The organism is Bacteroides sp. AM07-18, assembly GCF_003602695.1.
GTDB classification, from domain to species: Bacteria; Bacteroidota; Bacteroidia; order Bacteroidales; family Bacteroidaceae; genus Bacteroides; species Bacteroides uniformis.
The window spans coordinates 247,278-271,371 of sequence record NZ_QTLM01000001.1 but is presented as its reverse complement, the minus strand read 5'-3'; the positions used below and the strand labels follow the sequence as shown (position 1 = coordinate 271,371).

The window sequence follows — 24,094 nt, the reverse complement described above, 5'->3', positions numbered from 1 at the left end:
ATACGAAAACTATGAAGAGTAAGAGAAACAGATTACTGCACAGCGATTCGGACTCCGACCCCATGGGTACGGTAGCCAATCTTTTTGACGTAGCGATGGTCTTTGCCGTAGCCTTGATGGTGGCTCTCGTCTCCCGCTTCAATATGACGGAGATGTTTTCCAAAGAAGACTTCACCATGGTGAAGAATCCCGGAAAGGAAAATATGGAAATCATTACCAAAGAAGGGCAGGAAATCAAGAAATACACTCCCAGCGAAGACCCAAAGACCTCCGGTAAAAGAGGAAAGAAAGTGGGAGTTGCCTATCAGCTTGAAAATGGAGAGATTATCTATGTGCCGGAATAAGGGAATACAGTACCTATTAATAGCTATTTGGCCATCGCAGTATAACAACTATTAAGTATTTCACCCTCCGATAATGGTATGTACATTTGCAGCGTTATATAAAATAAAACAATATATGATAAAGCAAAGACTTCTCACAGCTCTCCTTATGGGAGGAATCATCGCCACCGGTGCCTATGCACAAGCAGAAAAAGGTGACAGCGACGATATGACCAAGAAAACTCACGAGTTGAACCCGGTCGTAGTAACGGGTACGGGTACACATCAGCGACTGAAGAACACTCCGTCTCCGGTATCGGTTATCACTGCCAACGAGATAAAGCGTGCCGGTATCACCGACTTCCAGCAGGCCTTGACCATGATGGTACCCTCGCTCTCCTTCCGTCCGAACGCAATGGGGTCCTATCTGATGATGAACGGACTCTCCAACAAGCACGTGCTGATATTGGTCAACGGACGCAAGGTCACGGGAGACATTACCGGTAACATCGACCTCAACCAAATAGACATGACCCGCGTCAAACGCATCGAGGTACTGAACGGAGCCGCTTCTTCCCTTTATGGTTCGGATGCCATCGGCGGTGTAATCAATATCATTACCAACGAGCCTAAAGATGTGGTAGCCTTCAGCAGCAATAGCAGCTATACGAGAAAGAATCAATTCTCCCAAGGCTTGAATCTGGACATCGCCCAAGGAAAAATAGGGTCCTATACTTCCTATAAATACGACCACTCCGACGGTTGGCAAAACAGCCATCTGACAGAAGATGGAGAAGACATCATCGAAACGATTGCCCCGCTCTCCCTGGGCTACAGCTCGAATAACTTTTCGCAGAAGTTTACCTATGATGCTACGGACCAGCTTTCCTTCTATGCCAACGGTGGATACTATAACCGCGGACTCGAACGTCCGGTAGAACGCGAAGACATCACCGGCGGAAGCAAGTACAACACTACCTACGAAGGTTACAACTGGGGGGCAGGCGCCAAATACAAACTGAGTAAACGCAACGTTATCCAGTTCGACTATTCAGGAAACAATTACGCATCACGCTACAAATACCTGATAGAAAACAGCGGATACCTGCCCGGACAGTATGCGCTTACCAAGCTTCAGAAATTCCATGATGCCGAGTTGAAAGGTATCTTCGGTTTTACAACCAACAGCACTACGGTGTTCGGTGTGGACTATCGCCGTGAAGTGCTCCGCCGTCCCGACTCTGATTTGGACAAAAGTGTCTATACGACATCAGCCTACGGCCAGCATGAAGTGAAGCTATGGAACCATCTGACCGGTGTTGTGGGTGTACGCTACGACCATCACGAACAGACGGGTGGACGCTTCACCCCCAAAGTGGCAGCCATGTACAACATAGGCAACTTCAATGTACGTGCCACCTATGCTGCCGGATTCCGCGCTCCGGGAATCGACGAGCTCTACTACCACATGTTCAAGAAGACAATGGGTACACGAGCCACCATCTCATTGGGTGACGAGAACCTCGACCCCGAACGCAGCAACTATTACTCCATCAACATGGAATACCGCACCAACCGTTTCAGTGCTTCCGTCACTGGTTACCTGAACTATGTAAAGAACATGGTAACTTCCAAATCCACTAAATTCGATGACCTACCGGAAGCAGAGCAGAACCAGTTGCGTGAAGAGTTCCCCGAAATCGGTGACCTTTCATCCACGAAAAACCTAAGTGTCAAGAACTACTTCAATTTCGAGAAAGCTACCGTCAAAGGCTTTGAAGTGAACTTGAACGGCAATCTGTTCCCGGGCTTCACCCTGGCCGGAAACTATACCTACGCCTATGGACGCGGTCTGAACGAAGGAGGCGAATGGCAAAACATCGAACGCAGCATACGCCATACAGCCACCATCACCGGAAACTATACACACAGCTGGAGCGACTATACCTTGAACCTCAACTTGAACGGTCGTCTGCAAAGCAAAGTCTATTATCCGGGTGACGCGGACGGCAATGCTCCGGGCTACGGCATCTGGAACCTCAATACCCGCCATACCTTCGACGGCTTCCGCAACTTTGTCATCGAACCGGGCATCGGCATAGACAATATCTTCAACAAGAAGGACAACCGCCCGCTGAACAAGAACTTCGCCTTGTATTCCCCGGGACGTTCGGTAGTAGTCAGCCTGGCACTCAGACTAAAATAATTTCTCCATAACGCTTTTAGAAACAACAACAATTATGAAACATTTTTTCATCACTCTCTATTTACTCGGCATCAGCCTCTTCTCCTCCGCACAACAAGAGGAGAAGGCGGCTCTGCTCATCACCCATTATGGCAGTTCGGACCCTCAGACACGTGCCTTGACGCTCGACGTCGTGACCCGTGAGGCACAAGAAGCCTTTCCGCAGTTTACAGTGCGCGAAGCATACATCTCGCCGATTGTACGAAAAAGACTTGCCAAGGAGGGTGTGTACAAAGACAGCCCTACGGATGCACTGCTGAAACTTCGCGCCGAAGGCTACCGGACCATCTACGTCCAGAGCACCACCTTGATAGAAGGCAGTGAGATGACCTCCGTCCGCAGGGATGCAGACAAGCTCCGTCCCTTCTTCAAGGAGATAAAAGTGGGAAATCCCCTGCTCTACTCCGTCGAAGACTGCGAGAAGGTAATCGGTATACTGACCGCCGAACAGCCGGAAAAGAAAGAAGACATTGTCTATGTGGGGCACGGCAACCAGCTACCCAGCACGGCTACTTACGCCATGCTCGACTTCATGATGAAAGCCCATGGACTGAAGAACTTCCACGTCAGCACCATTGAAGGATATCCTACCCTGGACGCAACCCTGCTGCAACTGAAAGAGACACGCCCCAAGAGCGTGACATTGGTTCCGTTGCTGTTGGTATGCGGCAACCATACCAAGGAAGATATTGCCGGCGTGTGGAAGACGGAACTTGAAAAGCAAGGCTATCAAGTGAATGTACGCATGCAGGGAGTGGGCGAAAACAAAGCCATCCGCCAGCTCTATATGGAACACATCAAAGCCATGCTAAAAGATTGATAACCAGCAAGCGTAAAAGGGTTACACCTTTTACATACCAAGGCTACACCCTTTGCTCCGGATGGCTACACCATCCCGGACAAAGGGTGTAGCTCTTTTCAATGTACACAGATTACGGACATTTGTAACCATATTACGGATTCCTCCTCCTGCAATATGGAACTTTCCGGATTATTCTCTACATTTGTACAAAACTAACAGGAACGTTTATGGAAGAAGTAATCAAGCTCAATGCTGTAGACCAATACAACAAGATGTTCGGTCTCGAAACCCTGCATCCGCTGGTCAGCGTAGTCGATTTGTCCGAAGCCACCGGATATCCCAGGCATTTCACCTTGAACTATGGCGTATACGCCCTTTTCCTCAAAAACACCAAATGCGGAGACATACGCTATGGAAAACAGTATTACGATTACCAGGAAGGCACGGTAACCAGCTTCGCCCCGGGCCAGGTGACCGAGGTCAACATGCTGGAAGGTATGCAGCCCAGCGCCTCCGGCCTGCTGTTCCACCCCGACCTGATAAAAGGCACCTCGCTGGGACAAGGAATAAAGCAGTATTCCTTCTTTTCCTATTCCTCTACCGAGGCACTGCATTTGTCCGAAGACGAGAAAGAAATCTTCCTCGACTGTCTGAAGAAGATTAAGATGGAAATCCAACGCCCCATCGATAAGCACAGCAAGGGTCTGATTGCGCGCAACATCGAGCTGCTGCTGGACTACTGCATGCGTTTCTACGAACGCCAGTTCATCACCCGCTCGGCAGCCAACAAGGACATCCTGATGAAATTCGAAGCACTGATAGACGACTATTTCCAAAGCGACAAACCGCAGACCGAAGGACTGCCTTCCGTGAAATACTTCGCAGACAAAGTGTTCCTCTCCTCCAACTATTTCGGAGATTTGGTGAAGAAGGAAACCGGAAAGACGGCGCAGGAATATATCCAGAACAAAATCATCGACCTGGCCAAAGAAATGATTATAGGAAGCGGGAAGACAGTCAGCCAGATTGCCTATGAACTGGGATACCAGTATTCGCAGCACTTCAACCGCGTGTTCAAGAAGAACGTAGGCTATACTCCGAGCGAATACCGGCACTTGCAGGTTTAGACAATAAAGTTTCACCACAGATTACGCGGATTAGCGCAGAGTTTTTTCGGTTTCATCAAATATAAGTTCTATCTTTGTATGCCAATAGAACATATGGATATGAAACACCCCAAAATAATTGTTGCCGGCATCGGACCGGGCAATGAATCGGATATGACTCCCGCCGTAATTTCCGCTTTGCAAGAATCAGATGTAGTGGTGGGATATAAGTATTATTTTCAATTTGTAATCCCTTATCTCCACCCCTCAACAGCATGCATAGATACCGGCATGAAGCGTGAACGCGCCCGTGCCGAGCAGGCTTTCGAGCTGGCGGAGCAGGGAAAGACGGTCTGCGTCATCAGTTCCGGGGATGCGGGCATCTATGGTATGACGCCGCTTGTCTACGAGATGAAGCGGGAAAGGAACAGCGACGTGGAAATCGTTTCGCTGCCGGGCATCAGCGCTTTCCAAAAGGCAGCCTCACTGCTGGGAGCTCCCGTAGGACATGACTTCTGTGTCATCTCCCTTTCAGACCTGATGACTCCCTGGGAGCGTATTGAAAGGCGTATCATCGCAGCCGCTGCCGCCGACTTCGTGACGGCAGTCTACAACCCCAAAAGTGAAGGACGCTACTGGCAGCTTTACCGCTTGAAAGAACTCTTTCTGCAGGAAGGACGCTCACCGGAAACGCCCGTGGGATATGTACGCCAGGCAGGACGCCCGGAACAAGCGGTACACATCACCACGCTGGGAGATTTCAATCCCGAAGAGGTGGATATGTTTACAGTCATATTGATAGGCAACTCACAGTCCTACGAATGGAACGGAGCCTTCATCACTCCGCGCGGCTATTACCGGGACACGAATACCGAAGCCACGGGCATCGGGCAAGACATCATGATTCGCAGTTTCCGTACCATCGAAAAGGAACTGAAGAACAAACATATTCCCCTCGACCATAAATGGGCTTTACTCCATGCCATACATACCACCGCCGATTTTGAAATGGAGTATCTGCTGCATACGGACGAAGGTGCCGTGGCTTCCTTGTATCAAGCCATCGAGAAAGGCGGAATCAAGACCATTGTCACAGACGTCACGATGGCAGCCAGCGGTATCCGCAAAGGAGCTTTGCAGCGGCTGGGCGTAGAGGTGAAATGTTACCTTGGCGACCTGCGCACAGCGACGATGGCTGCAGAGAAAGGCATCACCCGTACCCAGGCAGGCATCCGCCTGGCTGTGGAGGAGCATCCCGATGCTTTCTTTGTATTCGGCAATGCACCTACGGCACTTATGGAACTCTGCGACCTGATACGTAAGGGCAAGGCACATCCGGCGGGCATTGTTGCTGCACCGGTAGGCTTCGTGCATGTGCAGGAGTCCAAACACATGGTGAAACCCTTTACGGAAATACCCAAGATTATCGTAGAAGGACGTAAGGGAGGCAGTAACTTAGCTGCCACGCTGGTGAACTCCGTGCTGTGCTACAACGATGCGGAGCAGTTGCGCCCGGGCAGGGATGTGTAAGTGAAAAGAGACATTCCATAACATTACTTGTTACGACCGATAACATTACTTGTTATGCCCCCTTACATTACTTGATATTTTCATAAGATTACTCATTGAATGAAACACAGATTTATAATCATAGGAATGGATGACAACCGTTCCCCCTTCTTTCCACCGGAAGCACTGGCACAGATACGGAAGGGGAAGGTCTTCTCCGGTGGCATACGGCATAAGGAGATTGTCGGTCCTCTGCTGCCTGCCGGGGCCGAATGGATTTCCATCACCGTACCGCTGGACCGCGTCTTTTCCCGTTATGAAGAAATATTTGCCCGCTTCGAAGAGACGGCGACGGACGACTCCATCATTGTATTCGCTTCCGGCGACCCGTTGTTCTTCGGTTTTGCCAATACCATAAAGCGCAAGCTTCCCGGGGCAGACATTCTGCTCTATCCCGCTTTCAATTCCTTGCAGACATTGGCACACCGCCTCGTCATGCCGTATGACGACATGCGCACCGTCTCCCTGACAGGACGCCCCTGGCAGGAGTTCGACCGTGCCCTCATAGAGCGTGCCCCCAAAATAGGCATCCTCACCGACCGCGAACATACCCCGGCCACCATTGCCGCCCGCATGCTGGAATACGGGTACTCCCACTACACACTATACATCGGCGAGCATCTCGGCAATCCCGAAAAGGAACGCATACGCCGGATGACACCCCAGGAAGCGGTTTCCGGTGACTTCGAACATCCCAACTGCCTGCTGCTGGACAGCCATCCCGGACAATGCCGCACAAACTCCCTGCACGGTAGCGAAGCCCCAGACTTTCCAGTCCGTCCCTTCGGCATCCCCGATGAAGAGTTTGCACATCTTGACGGACGCGCCCGCATGATAACCAAGGCTCCCATCCGCCTGCTCACCCTGCAGGCATTGGAACTGAACCGCCGCCGCGTCTTCTGGGACATCGGTTTCTGTACCGGTTCCGTCTCCATCGAAGCCCGCCTGCAATTTCCTCATCTCGCCGTCATCTCCTTCGAGATACGCCCCGAAGGAAAAGAGCTGATGGACACCAACTCCCGCCGCTTCGGCGCGCCGGGCATTACGGCGATAACCGGAGATTTCCTGCACACCGACCTCACTCCCTTTGCCCGCCCCGATGCCGTCTTCATCGGTGGACACGGCGGACATCTGGAGGAAATGATAGAGAAAGTGAAACAAGTGCTGCACCCCGAAGGCTGCATCGTCTTCAACTCCGTATCGGCAGAAAGCAAGGAGGCGTTCTGCCGAGGAATCGAGCGGAACGGAATGGTGCTCCACCCTTCCACCCATATCGCCTTGAACGAATATAACCCCATTGAAATTATGAAAGCCACGCTTTCTTAAACATACCCATTATGAAAACAGCTATTATTCTAATCTCCGAAGCCGGTTTGAGCATAGCCCAATCACTGCTCAACGAACTTCCCGACTCCGAAATCTTCACCCTCAGGCACGAAGAGGGATGCACACATATAGAATCCGCCGGCAAATTCACAGCGGAAAACTTCAACCGCTATGATGCCTTTGTCTTCATTGGCGCCATGGGAATCTGTGTCCGCACCATCGCTCCTTGCGTGAAGAACAAATATACCGACCCTGCCGTGATTTGCGTGGACAGTACCGGTAAATTTGCCATCTCCGTACTTTCCGGACACATCGGAGGAGCCAACGAACTGACCCACCAGGTAGCGAATATCCTCGGGGCCGAACCGGTAGTCACCACGCAAAGCGACTGCACCGGTCTATGGGGACTCGATACCCTGCCCCAACGTTTCGGGTGGTTTCCGGTCATCAACGCCGAACCCTCCACCCTCCTGCTGGCAGAACTTGCCAAGACGCCCGAAGAGAAAAAAAGAGTATGCATGAACGAGCATATCAGCCTCTTCGTTTCCGGCAAGCCCACCGCCCTGCTGCTCACGGTGCGCAATGAAGGCACGGACTGGATGGAGGCGCACCTGCCGCCTCATGTAGAAGTATTCTACCGGGTGCAGGACATTAAACCTTCACGCTTCAAACTGATTCTGTGCGTATCTCCCCAAGTCCCCAACTTCCCGGAAATGCCTATGATATGCTACGTGCCCTGTGTCGTACACCTCGGCATCGGCCTTGCCCGGCTGGCAGGTCCCGTGCGGAAAGTGGAGAAAGAGATTATGAACACACTGAAGGAATACGGCATCATGCCCCAAAGCATCGCCTCCATCTCCACGATTAAAGCTAAAAGTGACGAACCGGTAGTGAAAGCGCTCCAAAAGAAGTTCCCGGTCTACTTCTATACAGCCGAGGAACTGGCAGAGATAGAGGTGCCCCATCCCAGCAAAACCGTCATGAAGCACATGGGTACCCCCAGCGTCAGCGAAGCCGCCGCCTTACTGAGTGCAAACAACTCCCGGCTGCTGGTGCCCAAGAAGAAAGGAGAGAACTATACCGTGGCCGCCGCCCTTGACATAAGAACTGTGCGCCAGGGCCACATCGAAATAGTGGGTGCCGGCCCGGGCGACCCGGACCTGGTTTCCGTACGCGGACGCCAAATGCTGGAACGCGCCGACCTCATTCTGTATGCCGGCAGCCTCGTTCCCAAGGAGCTGACTCTCTGTGCCAAGGCCGGTGCTACCGTACTCAGCTCCGCTTCCATGGATTTGGAAGAACAATTTGAAGTGATGAAGAAGTTCTATGACAAGGGAAAATTCATCGTACGCCTGCATACGGGTGACCCATGTATCTATGGTGCCATTCAGGAACAGATGAACTACTTTGACCAGCACGGCATGAGCTACCACATCACCCCCGGCATATCCTCCTTCCAGGCGGCGGCAGCTGCCTTGAAGTCGCAGTTCACCATTCCGGAAAAAGTGCAAAGCATCATCCTAACACGCGGCGAAGGACGTACGCCCATGCCCGAACGCGAAAAGCTACATCTCATGGCACGCTCACAAAGTACCATGTGCATCTTCCTCAGTGCAAGCATTGCGGAGCAGGTGCAGGAAGAACTGTTGCAGGAATATCCGGAAACTACCCCCGTAGCTGTCTGCTACCACTTGACATGGAAAGACGAACAAATATTCAGGGGGGAACTCAAAGACCTTGCCAGAATAGTGAAGGAAAATAACCTCACCTTGACAACCATGATTGTCGTAGGCGAAGCCATCGGCAACCGTGAAGGTCTGTCACGGCTCTATGCACACGAGTTCAAGCATCTGTACCGGAAATAAATCAACGATTAATCACCCATAAACATTCAAACATGATATTAATATTTGGCGGAACCACCGAAGGACGCATAGCCATCCAAACCCTTGAAGAAGCCGGAAAAACTTTCTACTATTCTACCAAAGGGGATGAGCAGGACGTACTTCTGCATAATGGCATCCGCCTGCAAGGCGCGATGGATGCAATAGAAATAGAAACATTCTGTGCACAGCATCACATAAAGCTGCTGATAGACGCCGCGCACCCCTTTGCCACACAGCTGCATGAGACTCTGGAACAAGTCTCCGTGGAATCGAATATCCCCGTCATCCGTTTCGAGCGTATCTTCCCGGAACGCGATGAAGAACACATCACCTGGTGCAGGGATTATGACGATGCCATCGAGAAGATACAGAAAGAAAAGATTTTCATCTTACTTGCACTGACCGGCGTACAGACCATAGGTAAGCTGAAGCCTTTGTGGCAGAATGCCTGCTGTTACTTCCGCATCCTTGACCGTGACAGCTCGCGCAAGCTCGCCCGGGAACAAGGTTTCTCCGAGAAGAACCTCTACTACTACACGCCCGGAGAAGACGAGCAAATCCTGATGAAACAGCTTCATCCCGAAGCCATACTCCTCAAGGAAAGCGGGATATCCGGTGGATTCTGCGAGAAGGTGGAAGCTGCCCGGCAACTGGGTATACGCATCTTTGCCATCTGCCGCCCCAAGACATCCGGCAAGTTTATCTGTGTAAACGGCGAGCATGGCCTGCGCCGCATAGTCGAGAAACATTTACCCGACTTCTTCCCCCTACGCAGCGGACTGACTACCGGAACATGTGCCGCCGCTGCCGCCGTAGCCGCCACCTGGGATGTATTCAATATCTACTTCAAAAAGCGTCCTACGGAATTTCCGGTAGTTCTTCCCAACGGAGAAACCATACAGGTTCCCGTAGAGCCGCAGCACCATATTCCCCACTCCGACCTTCTGGAAAACGGTGACGGCATGTTCGAGACAAGCGCTACCGTCATCAAGGATGCCGGCGACGACCCGGACATCACCAACGGGATGAAAGTTGTGGCCAATATAGCCATACCTTTCCGCATAGACGACCCGCTGCCGGAAGACACTCCCCAGGACGACTACAACATCATCGTCTGCGGCGGCGAAGGCGTAGGTGTCATCACCATGCCCGGTCTGGGACTTGAGCTCGGTAGCTCTGCCATCAACGACACCCCACGCGAAATGATAAAGAAGAACGTCAAGCTATGGCTTGAACGCCTCCATATTGCCAAACAGCCCAATCCTATTCTCATTACCATCTCCATCCCCGGTGGAGAAGAAATAGCCAAACGCACCTTCAATCCCCGCCTCGGTATCGAAGGAGGCATTTCCATTATCGGGACCTCCGGCATCGTGAAGCCATTCTCCTCGGAAGCCTTCGTCAATTCCATCCGGAAGTCCATGGAAGTGGCAAAGGCAACCCAGAGCCCTCGTATCGTCATCAGCTCCGGTGCAAAGAGCGAACGCTTCATCAAGGCGTATTATCCCGACCTCCCCACCCAGGCTTTCGTGCATTACGGCAACTTTATCGGCGAAACCTTGAAAATAGCAGCCGAAGAGCAAGTACCGCACGTCACCCTCGGCGTGATGATGGGAAAGGCCGTGAAACTGGCCGAAGGCAATCTGGATACCCACAGCAAGAAAGTGACCATGAATAAGGAATTCATTCAAGACCTGGCACGCCAGACGGGATGCAGCGAAGAAACACTTGCCGCCATCGGACAGATGAACCTGGCGCGCGAACTCTGGGACATCATTCCCGAAGAGCTGCTGGAAAAGTTTGGCAAGGCACTGATTGAGCTCTGTCACCGGCACTGTGCCCCCTTACTGCCCAATGGCGAACTAACAATATTACTCATAACCGAAAACGGAAAAATTTACTCATGAAGAAGAAGATAATCATTACCGTCTGTATGGCAATGACCGTACTGACCGGTCTGGCACAAAGCCCGCTGTCCTTTCATGCAAAAGCTGGAATCGGTACCTCCCATTTTCATGGAAAACACTCCAGTAGTGACACCCAAATAGCTTACAAAGCTGGTGTCGGTGCAGAATATGTCCTCAACAAGACCTGGGTGCTGCAATCCGCATTGGAATTCGTGTCCATCGGCGGTAAAGACGAGATAAGCCACATCGGCAAGGCCAAAATGCATGAACTGTATCTGCAAATCCCCCTCATGATAGCGGCCCGCCTCCATCTGGGCAGGGATTATCATGCCTCGCTGAGCGTCGGCCCTTATGCGGCCATAGGCGTGGCAGGCAAGACCTCCGGCGAGACCTACGATTATAGCAGCAGTAGTATGCAGGGAGGATACCAGTTCAAGATAGACACTTTCGGCAGTATGGTAGACGGGAAAATGGGTAACAACCGTTTCGATGCAGGTATTGCCCTGGGACTTACTTTTGAATACAGAAGATTCATCATCGGTGCAGAGACACAAGTGGGACTGGTAAAAGTCAATGAGCAGATAAACCAGATGATAGGTCATTCGGAAGAAAGAGGATATTTCCCCAAGAACTTCGCCGCATTCTTCACGCTGGGGTACCGGTTCTGGTAAGGGAACATTTTGCCATACAGAGTTGTTTAGTATACAAACAGATACTCAACAATATAAACTGAATAATATGGCAAAAAGAATTCCTATCCTGCTGGCAGCAATGACAGCCCTCACCTTCGCCCCTCAAACAGCAGAGGCATGTACCGGTATCACCCTGACGGCCAAAGACAATGCGCACGTCGTAGCTCGCACCATCGAATGGGGAGGCAGTGAGCTGAACAGCCAGTACGTCATCGTACCGCGCGGTTATTCGCAACAATCACTGACACCCGGAGGCAGTCTGTCCGGCATGGAGTTCACCTCACGCTATGGCTACGTAGGCCTGGCAGTGGAGCAAAAGGAGTTCGTGGCCGAAGGTCTGAATGAAGCCGGGCTCTCCGCCGGGCTGTTCTACTTTCCCGGATATGGCAAATATGAGGAGTACGACCCCACACGAAAAGCGTCGAGCATAGCCGATTTACAATTGGTATCATGGCTGTTGGGAAGCTTTTCTACTGTGGACGAGGTAAAGGAGGCTATTGAAAATGTAACGGTCATAGCCATTGACCCACGCGCCTCCACCGTACATTGGCGGATTGCAGACAAGACCGGCCGCCAACTGGTATTGGAGTTCATCGACGGACAGCCCCGTTTCTATGAAAACAAACTGGGAGTATTGACAAACTCCCCCGGCTTTGACTGGCAGATGACCAACTTAAACAATTATGTGAACCTCTACCCGGGCAGTGCCGAAAGCAAATCGCTGGGCAATGTGACTATAGCCCCTTTCGGTTCGGGAAGCGGCTTTTTGGGAATTCCGGGAGATGTGACTCCCCCTTCCCGCTTTATCCGTGCCGCTTTCTACCAGACTTCTACACCACCACAGAATACCGCACTGGAAACCGTTCTCCAATGTTTTCAGATACTGAATAACTTTGATATACCCGTAGGCATCGAGTTTCCCCTCGGCCAGGTTCCTGCCAATATTCCAAGTGCCACCCAATGGACATCGGCCACAGATATGACAAACGGTATCATCTACTATCGCACCATGTACAACAGTACAATCAGAAGCATTGATTTGAGACAGATAGACTTCGGGCGCATCGAGTACCATGCAGCTCCCCTCGATAAAGTGAAGCGGCAACCGATAGCTCCCGTGAAAATTGAATAGGGACGCAGAAACTTCAAGATTGCCGCTGTTGCAGTTGTTCCGCCTCCTTCCTCTTCATCTCCGCCAGCACCCCGCAGGTCAATGGAATGGCGAGGAAGAAGGTCAGCATGTCCGACGCCGCCTGGCACATCTCCACCCCTTTCAGTCCTAAGAAATAAGGAAGAATGAAGATGAGGGGGATGAAGAACAGCCCTTGACGGGCAGAGGAAAGTATCGTAGCGCGTACGGGCTTGCGGATAGTCTGCAGCATCATGTTGCTGACCACAATCCATGCACCCAACGGATAGGTGATGAACTGCCAGCGCAATGCTGCCGCACCGGTAGCTACAACAGCAGGGTCTCCCTTGCGGAAGATGGAGACAATCTCCTCGGCATATCCCATACCTGCCACCGCACAAACCAGCAAAAAGAAAAAGCCTACCTTCACACAGAACCAGAATCCTTGGCGCACTCTGGCATACAGCCCGGCACCATAATTGAATCCGCATACCGGTTGGAAGCCTTGCCCGAAACCAATTAGGAAAGCATTGATAAACATAGAGATACGCGTCACAATGGACATCCCTGCAATAGCTGCGTCACCATATGCACCGGCCGCCACGTTCAGCAAAATGGTTGCCACGCTTGCCAGTCCCTGCCGGGTGAGTGACGGAGTTCCACCCCCAATAATTTCCTTGATGAAAGCCAGTGTAGGCGTAAAGTTTCTGTAACGTATACGTATATTTCCTCCTCTGCGCCCCATATATAGCAAAAGGATGAAACTACATATCTGGCTGACTACTGTGGCAAGTGCGGCACCGGATATGCCCATATCGCATACAAAAATCAGGATAGGGTCGAGCACCACGTTGATGACCGCCCCACTCACAATCCCCACCATGGCATACGCCGCATTACCTTGAAAACGTATTTGGTTATTCAGCACCAATGAGGCGGTCATAAAAGGAGTACCCAGCAGAATGATTCCCAAATAGCGCTCCGTATACGGAAGAATAGTAGGCGTCGACCCCAAAGCAAGGGAAAGCGGTGTAAGGAACAGCAATCCCAGCACAGCCAGAGCCGCTCCGATAAACAAGGCAAAAAAGAAGCCGGTGGATGCCATCTTCTCGGCACTCTCCGTTTCCTGCGCCCCCAACTTACGGGAGATGTAGTTCCCCGAACCATGACCGAAGAAGAATCCCACAGCCTGGATAATGGACATCACAGAAAACACGATACCTACGGCAGCCGTAGACTGGGTATTTATTTTACCCACAAAATAGGTATCTGCCATGTTGTAGAAGGACGTCACCAGCATGCTGATGATGGTCGGCACAGCCAATGACGTAATCAGCCGGGGGACCGGAGTCGTCGTTAAGTGGACATAATTATCCTTTGCAGAATGGTGCATCATAGGGAATGGAATGACAAGACTATTTGCAGCAATTTCTCAATGGAGTACACTGTTACCGGCTCCTTGCCCGGTCGATGGAATACGAAGCTGCCGTCTCCCTTCAAATCTCCGGTTTCGATATAAATCTCCGATTCAACATTCCGGTTTGCCAGAATCCCGTTTCTCTGGAGTGCCTTGCGCACCATGGCATACTTCTGCCCGTGGCCCGCCAAGCGTATCTGGGAGGTATATTCATTGGCTACCCTGAACAGTCCCGTTTCCAAATCAAAGGCAATACCCTTACGGGCAAAGAAGTTGCTCAGGCTGCCGTTCAACGAAAGGTCCTCGGGCGTACCGATAGTTACGCCGTTCACCTTGTCCATCAGCCATATTTTGTCCGCTATCTGCAGGGCCAGTTCCAGGTCGTGAGTAGAAAGGAAAATCGTCTTGTCCGTTTGCCGGCTGAGCTGGTGAAGCAGTTGCATCATCTCTACTTTACTGGGAAAATCAAGGAAAGCTGTCGGTTCATCCAGATAGATGACGGGAGTTTCCTGGGCGAGCGCCTTGGCTATCATCACCTTCTGCCGTTCACCGTCACTCAGCGTATGCACCATGCGGTGTGCCAGGTGGGGAATGCCTACCAGGGCGATGGATTTGTCCACCACAGTCTTGTCCTCTTTCGAAAGAGTTCCCCAGAAACCGGTGTAGGGGCTACGCCCCAGACCTATCAGTTCTACGACGGACATATTGCGTATATCGCACTTCTCCGTCAGCACCACACTAATGACGCGCGAAAGCTGCTTGTCGGTATAGTCCCCAATCTCTTTTCCTTCAATAAATATGTTTCCTCCAAGTTTTGGCTGGAAGGCAGACAACGTACGAAGCAGCGTGGACTTCCCCACTCCATTGGCTCCCAACAGGCAAGTCAGCTCACCACTGTTAATTCCGGCGCAAATGCCGTCTGCCACCACTTTCACATCCCCCTTACCGGGGTAACCGATGGAAAGATTCTCTATATGTATGGTTTCCTTATTCATTCAATTCTCCTTTCCGTTTTCTAAAAAGTACAGAAGCCACTACCGGCGCACCTACCAGTGCCGTCACCGAGTTGACCGGCAAAGCTCCCTCGAAGCCGGGCATACGGGCTATCAGATTGCAGACCAATGCCAGGGAAGCGCCTACCAGCAATGTGGCAGGCATCAGTACCCGATGGTCCGAAGAGTGGAAGATGGCACGGCACAGATGGGGAACCGCCAATCCGATAAACATAATCGGACCGCAATAGGCCGTTACAATAGCCACCAGCACGCCGGAGCATGAGATAACCAGCAGGCGTGCCCGCTTGATGTTCAGTCCCAGATTGCGTGCATAGCCATCGCCCAGCAGCAACAGATTCATCGTCTTTATCAGCAGGAAGGACAACGGAAGCAGCACAGCCATGATGCAGACAAACAGCACCATCTGGTCGCCCGAAACACGGGCAAAGCTACCCAATCCCCAAATGACATATGCACGTATATCTTCCTCCACACTGAAATATTTCAATACGCCGATGACGGCACTTGCCACATAGCCTATCATCACACCGATTATCAGCAGCGTCACGTTGCCCTTCACCTTCTGGGAGACATAGACAATGAGCGCCATCACAGCCAGCGCACCGATAATGGCGGCAACCGACAAGGCAACCTCGCCCATATACCCCAAACGGCTCAATGCCACACCGCCCATCGCCCCGGACAGTAATACCACACAAGCCACACCCAGGCTGGCACCTGAACTGATGCCCAATACCGAAGGCCCTGCCAGCGGATTGCGGAACACCGTCTGCATCTGCAGACCGCTGACTGACAGCCCTGCTCCCGCCACCAATGCCGTCAACGCTTGGGGCACGCGGGACTTCCAGATAATATTCTGCCAAATAACGGATTCATCCGTATTTCCCCACAATATGTTCCACACGGAGCGCAGAGGAATGTGAACCGACCCCAAAAGCAGGTTCAGCAGGAAAAAAAGAAAGATAGATGCCAGTGTCAGCAACATCAACGGAAGTACGGGTCTTTTTATCATTTCAGCAGTTCGTAGTAAGTCGGTTTATAGTCAGGCAACAAATCGGGATGGAAAGCATGTATCAAGTCTTCCAATACAATTTCGGGCTGCATGGGCATACTTTCGTAGAAGGGTTTCTCACGCATGTTGCAGTATACCACTCCCTTCTCACGAAACGCACGGAAGTCGGCATAACGCGGGTCGAGGGACTTCAAGGCATCATACGTGAATGTCCCGTCATAGCTGTTGACAATGCGCCAATAGTCGGCACTCTCCGCCTGGCTATATACGGTTTCAAAATCCAGCGTGACACCTCCCGAACGGGGATCGTCTTTCAAGAAATAATCCGCACCGGCATCACGGAACAGTTCGGCAAGAAAGCTCTTTCCTCCCACTGCATACCAGTTGCCACCCCGTATCTCGCCGCTGAATACCATCGGACGCTTCTTCACGTTGGCAGCCAGCTCCTTCAATTCGTTATAGCGCTTCTCTATCGCAGCAAACTTTTCATTCGCCTCCACTTCCTGGCCTATAAACATGCCGATGAATTTTATCCATTCAGCCTGCCCCAACGGGGTCATCTCCTTATATCCCAAATGGGGAACCAGTGGAATACCGATTTCCCGCATGGCATCATATCCACCCCGCTTGAAAGGAGAGATAAAGATAACATCCGGATTCATGCTCATTATCACTTCATTATCAAAGTTCCCTTCGATACCAATCTTCACGGTCTCGCCGGACTTCAAACGGTCGTTCATCTCCTTGTTGAAGAGATGGCGCGTACTGGTGATGCCCACCACATAATTGCAGGCATCCAGACGGATGAAGTTGGAAAGTTGCAGGGATGTCATACACATAACGTGCTCCACCGGTGTTTCTATCACCGTATAGTCGCTCGGTATGCCGGCAGGCTTTATGCCTTTCGGTACCAGTGCGTAATGGAAGGTGTTGCCGTTTTCTTTCTGAGGGTCGTGTATATCCACCAGGCGGACATGGTGCGGCAAGTACTTCACCGTATAGCCTTTGGCATAAAGCGGTACAATGGTAGCTGCCGTGTCTGTCATAACCGGAGAATAGCCCGTTTCGGAAGAAGATTCGGTAGCAGTCTGTCTTGATTTTAAGCCGCAAGAGGAGGTTACGCATAAAACGCACAGCAGTGCAATGCCTATGGCAGATATCCGGGTCATGATTATCGGGGTTTATGGAATTCGGGCACAATATTCGTCATTTTTGGGGAGATACGCAAATGCTCCTCCTGCAAATTGACGGATACTGTGCCTAAATAATCTTTAAAAGCCCATCAAGTCATTCAGCGCTTCGCTCATGCTGGGATGTGTAAAGACAAAATCACGGAGGAAGGTATATTCCTGCCCGGTCTTCATAGCCATTGCCACCAGGTTGATGACCTCACTCGATTCCGGGCCAAACAGCGTACATCCCAAAATCTTGTCCGTATCGGCGTCCACCACTACCTTGAAGAGTCCGTTCGTATCGCCCAAAGTCCTGGCACGCGGAATGGCGGCTACCGGCAGCTTGTTGACCTTTATATTCAATCCCTTCTTGCGTGCTTCCGCTTCGCTCAGCCCGATGCGTGAAAGCGGCGGGTCGATGAATACCGAATAGCTCACCGGGTCACGGTCGGACACCTTGCGTTCTCCCGCCCCGAAAAGGTCTTCGCGCAGAATGCGGTAATCATCCAAAGAAATGTAGGTAAACTGCAAACCGCCCTTTACATCACCGATAGCATGTATCTTGGGGTTGGTAGTCTGCAAATAGTCGTCCACCACAATGGCACCGCGCTCATTCACCTCTACACCTGCCGCCGCCAGATTCAAGCCAGCCGTATTCGGACGCCGGCCGGTAGCCAGCAGGATGGCATCTGCGTGTAACTGATGTTCCTCTCCCGTGACCGCATCCCGGTAAATGACGTCAGAGTCTTTCACGGACTGCACGCGTGCATTCAGCCTGAAAACGATTCCTTTCTGTTCCAATACCTCCCGGACACTGTCCGCAATGTCCCGGTCCTCCCGGGATATCAGTTCGGAAGAGCCCTCGAGCACCGTGACTTGCGAACCGAATGAAGCATACATGGAAGCAAATTCTAGTCCGATGTATCCCCCGCCTACAATGACGAGCTGTACCGGCAGCTCAGTCAGTTCCATAATGGAGGTGCTGGTATATACCCGTGGGTTACCTTGTATCCCCTCTATCGGTGGAATGACGGTTTCGGCACCCGTATTGATGAATATCCGGGGAGCTTGCAATTGTAATGTCCCTTCCACCATCCCAACTTCCACCACATCCGGACCTGCAAAGGAGCCGATACCCGTATAGACCGTTATATGAGGATTGTCGGCCAGATTGTGATAGTTCTTCTGACGCAGGAAAGAGACGACCTCTTCCTTCCTTGCAATGGACTGACGATAGTATGCCTTCTTGACCTCCCAAGAAGCGTCTTTGTCCGCATGCTTTGCCGCATGCACCAATGTTTTTGTGGGAATGCAACCGATATTGATACATGTCCCTCCGTACATCTTTTCCGAACGCTCCACTACGGCAACGTCCAGCTTCCGTTTTGCCAACTCGGCAGCCAGTGTCTTTCCACCTTTGCCGAATCCGATGATAATGGCATCATACTGTTTCATACTTCTATTTCTTTAATTGGTTCAATACTCTTTTTGCACTGTCAGACAGTACGACAATGGCACCGGCAAGAATGGCCGTATCCTTGATGACCAAGCGCCCTGCCCCCGTCAGCAACGGAAAGCCGTGCTCCCCGCTTCCCAAGTCGGGCACCCACACTTCAGGGGTTGTCACCAGGAAAGAGAGGGTACCTATTGTCATGACAATGGCAAGTGCGGCTCCCGCCAGTCCGATTTTCGGAGAGAATATCCCCAGAAATGTCAGGATGCCGATGGTCATAATCAGAATGCCCAGACCGTGAGAGAAACCATACGTATTGTTCTCCACGTGCCACTGATGTTTCGCCTCATTGAACTCGCCCTCTTTCAGCTTATACTCCTTGTACTCCGGGGCACTCTTTGTATAAAAGAAGCTCATGAACGGGCTGTTCGCCACAAAAGGGACAATCCCTTCAGCCTCATAATTCCAGAATTTCAACCCACCAATCCATACGAAAATAACCAGGATGGCTACACGAATCAAATTAACACCCAACTTTTGAGTGGAAGCGGCCAGCGTCAACGCAGCCATAAACAAGTTTTGCAATTTCGTTTTCATCTTTGTTCTACTTTTTAAATGGTTTCAGTAATATGACTTGATTTTTGTTTTTGCAAAGTTCCTTGTTTTCCACCACGTACGAAATGGCAATTATTCCGCAACAGTTGGCAATTCTTCCCGTTTCACTCTTTTCCGGTAGTCCGAGACACTCTCGCCGGTCATTTTCTTGAAAAAACGGCTGAACGCGGACAAGTCTTCGAAGCCCAGAATGGAGCTGATTTCCTTAGCGCTTTTGTGGGTATACAGCAGCAATCTCATGGCTTCTGCCTCAATGCGGTCATGAATCACCCGTAAAGGGGAAGGCAACCCGCAGGTCGAGAACAGATTGGAAAGTGTCTTGGGAGAACGGCAAAGAATATCGGCATAATCCTGCACTTGCTTCTTCTCCTTGAAATGCCGGTCCACTAATACGTAATACTGCCGGATGATGTCAAACGTCTTTTCCTTCTCCTGCCCCACCCCAAAACGCTGGCGCGCAATGCGTGTGCAGGTAATGATGAAACGTTTCAAGACAATGCGCAGCATCTCCTCCTGCAGATTGTCATGGATGACCGATTCCTGCCGGAAAATGCGGACTATGTCATGCAAGTTGGAAGACTGCCCGGCAGAAAGTGCCAGTTTCATCACCTTGGAAGAGCCATAAAAAAGGAATCCATTGCAAGAGACCTCGTTGTCATGTCCATAGATGCAATAAAAATTGCTGTTGAATACAAACGTCAGGTATTCACCGTCCACCTCTTTTACCTCCAGGTGATGCAACGGGGTCAAGGTCACGATTTCATCCTTTTCCAGGCGCATGGGGATATGGTCTATTTCCAGAGTCAGCGTACCGCTCTGTACCCAAATGAATTTGTACAGAGTCTTGTCACGTTGCAGCGACGCACGCTCATGGTAGCTGGAAGTCATGGCTATGTTGCCATTCAAACGGGTGTTCAGTTGATAATCCATAAAAAACAGATTGTTTTAGTAAATAACAAAGATAGCGAATATCTTGTTTGCTACAGATTATTTCCCCACTTTTGTAGCCGTTTTGCTGTTCTTTAATTTTTAACCTTTAATGTCTTCATGCAAATGTTCCCCGTCATATTTGTATCTCTCGGTCCCGGCGAACCGGAACTGATTACCGTAAAAGGCTTGAAAGCCCTGCAGACAGCCGACTGTATATTCTGTCCCGAGACACTGGCCAAAGATGGAAACAGAGTTTCACGCGCAGCCGACATCCTATTGCAACTCGACATTCCGGAAAACACGGTGCACCGCTTTCCACTCCCCATGAGCAAACAGCGCGAAAAAGCCCTGAGCGCCTACGACGAGGTCTATATGGAGAGCTCCACCCTCCGGCAACAAGGAAAGAAGGTCTGTATCGTTGCCGAAGGAGATGCCGGATTCTACTCTTCCATACATTATGTATATGACAAACTGCAGGCAGACGGCATCCCCGTGAAGCACATCCCCGGTATCCCCGCCTTCATTGCCGCCGGCGCACTGGGCGGGCTCCATGTGGCCAGCCAGGAAGAGCGGCTGACGGTGATACCCGGCATTACTACGACAGAAGAGATAGAGAAACTGACAAGCGAAAACAGTGCGGTTGTCATCATGAAGTTGTCCAGATGCACCGATGAGATTCACCGCTGCATCCGCCTGCATCCCGAATACCGGTATCACTATTTTGAGAATGTAGGCACTCCGGAAGAGAAGTATATCAATGACAGCAAGCGGATAGCGACCATCCGCTTCCCCTATTTTTCCCTGCTTATCATTCGTACAGAGACCTTTTGAGCCCGATTTAATACAATTTCGCACGCCATAGGCATTATTTTAATGAAAATGGGTTACCTTTGCGCCGTTGAAATATAAAAAAGATAAGAACATGAAGAAAGTCGTTTTTTATATGATGCTGCTGGTTATGAGCATCGGTTATGCCTATGCACAAGGAAAGGCAGACATCAAATTCGAACAGACCACCCACAACTTCGGCACATTCTCCGAAAACAGTCCTGTGGTCAGCTACACCTTTAAGTTTACGAACGTAGGCGATGCTCCGCTTGTCATCCATCAGGCTGTAGCTTCCTGCGGATGTACCGTTCCCGAATATTCACAAGAACCGATAGCACCGGGAAAGACTGGAACAGTGAAAGTAACTTATAATGGAACCGGAAGATACCCCGGACACTTCAAGAAATCCATTACCCTGCGCACCAATGCCAAAACGGAAATCATGCGATTATTTATCGAAGGGGACATGACCGCTAAAGATGCCAAATAAGCATTTTACCATACAGAATTAAGGAGATTTTTTTAAATCTCCTTTTTTTTTGCTTTCTTTGCCTAAAATGCGAAGATAGGCTGCACCTCAGCAGAATAATAATGAGCTTGCTCATTTTATCCTGCATTCGGTTTGCACTATCTTTGAAGTCTATTAAAGAAAAACATAAAACTACAAAACCTATGAAACAAGAAGAAGAACCTATTACCGGACTACCGGAAAATGCGTTCCGTGAATTGAAACCGGGAGAAGTGTACAACCCTCTGATGAGCCCGGATAAGAAGTATTCAGAAGTAAATGCCTGGTCGGTGACATGGGGTATTCTGATGGCCATCCTCTTTTCGGCCGCAGCCGCCTATCTGGGGCTGAAGGTGGGACAAGTATTCGAAGCCGCCATCCCCATCGCCATCATTGCCGTCGGCGTATCGGGTGCCGCCAAACGCAAAAACGCATTGGGCGAAAACGTCATTATCCAGTCTATCGGTGCCAGCTCGGGCGTCATCGTGGCAGGTGCCATCTTCACCCTTCCGGCACTCTATATTCTCCAAGAGACCTATCCGAAAGAAATCACCGTCACCTTTGCACAAGTCTTTATCAGTTCCCTGCTGGGAGGTGTGCTGGGTATTCTTTTCCTTATCCCCTTCCGCAAATATTTCGTGAGCGACATGCACGGCAAGTATCCCTTCCCCGAGGCGACAGCCACCACACAAGTGCTCGTCTCCGGTGAAAAGGGCGGAAGCCAGGCAAAACCATTACTCATGGCTGGTATTATCGGAGGTCTATACGACTTCATCGTGGCAACCTTCGGCTGGTGGAACGAGAATTTCACTACCCGCGTATGCGGCTTCGGCGAAATGCTGGCCGAGAAAGCCAAGCTGGTATTCAAGGTTAATACGGGTGCTGCCGTGCTCGGTCTGGGCTATATCGTAGGACTGAAATACGCGTCCATCATCTGTGCCGGTTCGCTGGCCGTATGGTGGATTATCATCCCCGGCATGTCCATGATTTGGGGAGACTCCGTACTGAACCAATGGAACCCCGAAATCACGGCAACCGTAGGCGCCATGGCTCCGGAAGAAATCTTCAAATACTACGCCAAGAGCATCGGTATCGGTGGTATAGCCATGGCAGGCATCATCGGCATTATCAAGTCCTGGGGCATCATCAAGAGCGCTGTAGGACTGGCTGCCAAGGAAATGGGAGGTAAGTCCAACGTGGAAGCCAGTGTGAAACGCACACAGCGGGACATCTCTATGAAGATTATCGCCATCGGTTCCATCATCACGCTGCTGCTGGTTGTTCTCTTCTTCTACTTCGATGTGATGCAGGGCAACTTGACACATACCATTGTAGCTATCCTGCTTGTTGCAGGTATCGCTTTCCTGTTCACCACCGTGGCAGCCAATGCCATTGCGATTGTGGGCACAAACCCCGTATCCGGAATGACGCTGATGACATTAATCCTGGCATCCGTAGTCATGGTAGCCGTAGGGCTGAAAGGTCCCGGAGGAATGGTTGCGGCACTGGTGATGGGTGGTGTTGTATGTACGGCACTGTCCATGGCGGGAGGCTTCATCACAGACTTGAAAATCGGTTACTGGCTGGGTAGCACGCCTGCCAAGCAGGAGACCTGGAAGTTCCTCGGAACCATCGTTTCTGCCGCTACCGTAGGTGGTGTAATGATTATCCTAAACAAGACATACGGTTTCACCAGCGGACAGCTGGCCGCTCCGCAAGCCAATGCCATGGCGGCCGTTATCGAACCGTTGATGAACGGTGTGGGTGCGCCCTGGCCGCTCTACGGTATCGGTGCAGTGCTGGCCGTCATCCTCAATTTCTGCAAGATTCCCGCACTGGCATTTGCATTGGGTATGTTCATCCCATTGGAACTGAATGTTCCGTTGGTAGTGGGCGGTGCCATCAACTGGTACGTGACCAGCCGCAGCAAGGATGCCGCTCTCAATGCCGAACGCGGGGAGAAAGGTACCCTGCTTGCCTCCGGTTTCATTGCCGGCGGTGCATTGATGGGCGTGGCAAGTGCTGCCATGCGTTTCGGAGGAATCAACCTCGTAAACGATGCATGGTTGCAGAACACCTGGTCCGAAGTGCTGGCGCTGGGTGCTTATGCCATTCTGATATTCTACCTCATCAAAGCTTCCATGAAAACCAAATAACT

Annotated in this window: 20 protein-coding genes; 13 read left to right on the top strand and 7 right to left on the bottom strand. The window is 51.1% G+C overall.

Going from position 1 to position 24,094, the window contains the following annotated elements:
* Window positions 1-11: 11 nt before the first annotated feature.
* The 10 genes from DW096_RS01245 (at window position 12) to DW096_RS01200 (ending at window position 12,988) form a co-directional block, all read left to right on the top strand.
* A complete protein-coding gene (locus DW096_RS01245) occupies window positions 12-344 on the top strand; it encodes a DUF2149 domain-containing protein (protein ID WP_005836672.1) in 333 nt (110 codons plus the stop codon).
* A 115-nt stretch (window positions 345-459) separates the two neighbouring features.
* Entirely contained in the window at window positions 460-2,529 is a 2,070-nt protein-coding gene (locus tag DW096_RS01240; RefSeq protein ID WP_181979431.1) for a TonB-dependent siderophore receptor, read from the top strand.
* 34 nt (window positions 2,530-2,563) lie between these two features.
* Window positions 2,564-3,388: a sirohydrochlorin cobaltochelatase gene (locus DW096_RS01235; protein ID WP_120028643.1), complete on the top strand. Its 825-nt coding sequence runs from the start codon at window positions 2,564-2,566 to the stop codon at window positions 3,386-3,388.
* 209 nt (window positions 3,389-3,597) lie between these two features.
* Window positions 3,598-4,497, top strand: coding sequence for an AraC family transcriptional regulator (locus DW096_RS01230; RefSeq protein WP_005836667.1), 900 nt, complete (start codon window positions 3,598-3,600; stop codon window positions 4,495-4,497).
* A 99-nt stretch (window positions 4,498-4,596) separates the two neighbouring features.
* Window positions 4,597-6,006, top strand: coding sequence for a precorrin-3B C(17)-methyltransferase (gene cobJ, locus DW096_RS01225; RefSeq protein ID WP_117878214.1), 1,410 nt, complete (start codon window positions 4,597-4,599; stop codon window positions 6,004-6,006).
* A gap of 99 nt (window positions 6,007-6,105) precedes the next feature.
* A complete protein-coding gene (locus DW096_RS01220; protein WP_035448407.1) occupies window positions 6,106-7,371 on the top strand; it encodes a bifunctional cobalt-precorrin-7 (C(5))-methyltransferase/cobalt-precorrin-6B (C(15))-methyltransferase in 1,266 nt (421 codons plus the stop codon).
* An 11-nt stretch (window positions 7,372-7,382) separates the two neighbouring features.
* Window positions 7,383-9,236: a precorrin-4 C(11)-methyltransferase gene (gene cobM / locus DW096_RS01215; RefSeq protein WP_005829394.1), complete on the top strand. Its 1,854-nt coding sequence runs from the start codon at window positions 7,383-7,385 to the stop codon at window positions 9,234-9,236.
* 32 nt (window positions 9,237-9,268) lie between these two features.
* Window positions 9,269-11,164, top strand: a complete 1,896-nt coding sequence (gene cbiD / locus DW096_RS01210) for a cobalt-precorrin-5B (C(1))-methyltransferase CbiD (protein ID WP_120028642.1) — start codon at window positions 9,269-9,271, stop codon at window positions 11,162-11,164.
* Window positions 11,161-11,835, top strand: a complete 675-nt coding sequence (locus DW096_RS01205; RefSeq protein ID WP_057255916.1) for an outer membrane beta-barrel protein — start codon at window positions 11,161-11,163, stop codon at window positions 11,833-11,835. Before cbiD ends, DW096_RS01205 begins: the two co-directional genes overlap by 4 nt.
* A gap of 67 nt (window positions 11,836-11,902) precedes the next feature.
* Window positions 11,903-12,988, top strand: a complete 1,086-nt coding sequence (locus tag DW096_RS01200; RefSeq protein ID WP_118930805.1) for a linear amide C-N hydrolase — start codon at window positions 11,903-11,905, stop codon at window positions 12,986-12,988.
* A gap of 13 nt (window positions 12,989-13,001) precedes the next feature.
* Here the strand turns inward: DW096_RS01200 and DW096_RS01195 are convergent, their stop codons facing one another.
* The 7 genes from DW096_RS01195 to DW096_RS01165 form a co-directional block, all read right to left on the bottom strand.
* Window positions 13,002-14,381 carry an MATE family efflux transporter gene (locus DW096_RS01195; protein WP_005829402.1) on the bottom strand — a complete coding sequence of 460 codons (1,380 nt, stop codon included), beginning with the start codon at window positions 14,379-14,381 and terminating at the stop codon, window positions 13,002-13,004.
* Window positions 14,378-15,397: an ABC transporter ATP-binding protein gene (locus DW096_RS01190; protein ID WP_005829404.1), complete on the bottom strand. Its 1,020-nt coding sequence runs from the start codon at window positions 15,395-15,397 to the stop codon at window positions 14,378-14,380. Before DW096_RS01190 ends, DW096_RS01195 begins: the two co-directional genes overlap by 4 nt.
* Window positions 15,390-16,427 (bottom strand): iron ABC transporter permease, encoded by a 1,038-nt coding sequence (locus DW096_RS01185; protein ID WP_034529853.1) that lies wholly within the window; start codon window positions 16,425-16,427, stop codon window positions 15,390-15,392. The genes DW096_RS01190 and DW096_RS01185 overlap by 8 nt, the downstream gene beginning before the upstream one ends.
* On the bottom strand, window positions 16,427-17,599 hold the full coding sequence (locus tag DW096_RS01180) for an ABC transporter substrate-binding protein (RefSeq protein ID WP_118930806.1): 1,173 nt from the start codon (window positions 17,597-17,599) through the stop codon (window positions 16,427-16,429). Before DW096_RS01180 ends, DW096_RS01185 begins: the two co-directional genes overlap by 1 nt.
* A gap of 102 nt (window positions 17,600-17,701) precedes the next feature.
* Entirely contained in the window at window positions 17,702-19,057 is a 1,356-nt protein-coding gene (locus DW096_RS01175; protein WP_044468337.1) for an FAD-dependent oxidoreductase, read from the bottom strand.
* 4 nt (window positions 19,058-19,061) lie between these two features.
* The gene (locus DW096_RS01170; protein WP_118930807.1) at window positions 19,062-19,652 is read right to left on the bottom strand and encodes a DUF417 family protein; all 591 of its coding nucleotides are present in this window, start codon (window positions 19,650-19,652) and stop codon (window positions 19,062-19,064) included.
* Between the two features lie 90 nt (window positions 19,653-19,742).
* Complete coding sequence (locus DW096_RS01165; protein WP_005836651.1) at window positions 19,743-20,600, bottom strand: helix-turn-helix domain-containing protein; 858 nt, start codon at window positions 20,598-20,600, stop codon at window positions 19,743-19,745.
* Window positions 20,601-20,723: 123 nt separating this feature from the next.
* On the opposite strand from DW096_RS01165, the gene DW096_RS01160 reads away from it, so the two are divergent.
* The 3 genes from DW096_RS01160 to DW096_RS01150 all read left to right on the top strand — a co-directional run bounded on the left by DW096_RS01160 (window position 20,724) and on the right by DW096_RS01150 (window position 24,092).
* Window positions 20,724-21,431 (top strand): precorrin-2 C(20)-methyltransferase, encoded by a 708-nt coding sequence (locus DW096_RS01160; protein ID WP_016273623.1) that lies wholly within the window; start codon window positions 20,724-20,726, stop codon window positions 21,429-21,431.
* A 91-nt stretch (window positions 21,432-21,522) separates the two neighbouring features.
* Complete coding sequence (locus DW096_RS01155) at window positions 21,523-21,918, top strand: DUF1573 domain-containing protein (RefSeq protein WP_005836647.1); 396 nt, start codon at window positions 21,523-21,525, stop codon at window positions 21,916-21,918.
* Window positions 21,919-22,100: 182 nt separating this feature from the next.
* Window positions 22,101-24,092, top strand: a complete 1,992-nt coding sequence (locus tag DW096_RS01150; RefSeq protein WP_009038562.1) for an OPT family oligopeptide transporter — start codon at window positions 22,101-22,103, stop codon at window positions 24,090-24,092.
* Window positions 24,093-24,094: the final 2 nt, after the last annotated feature.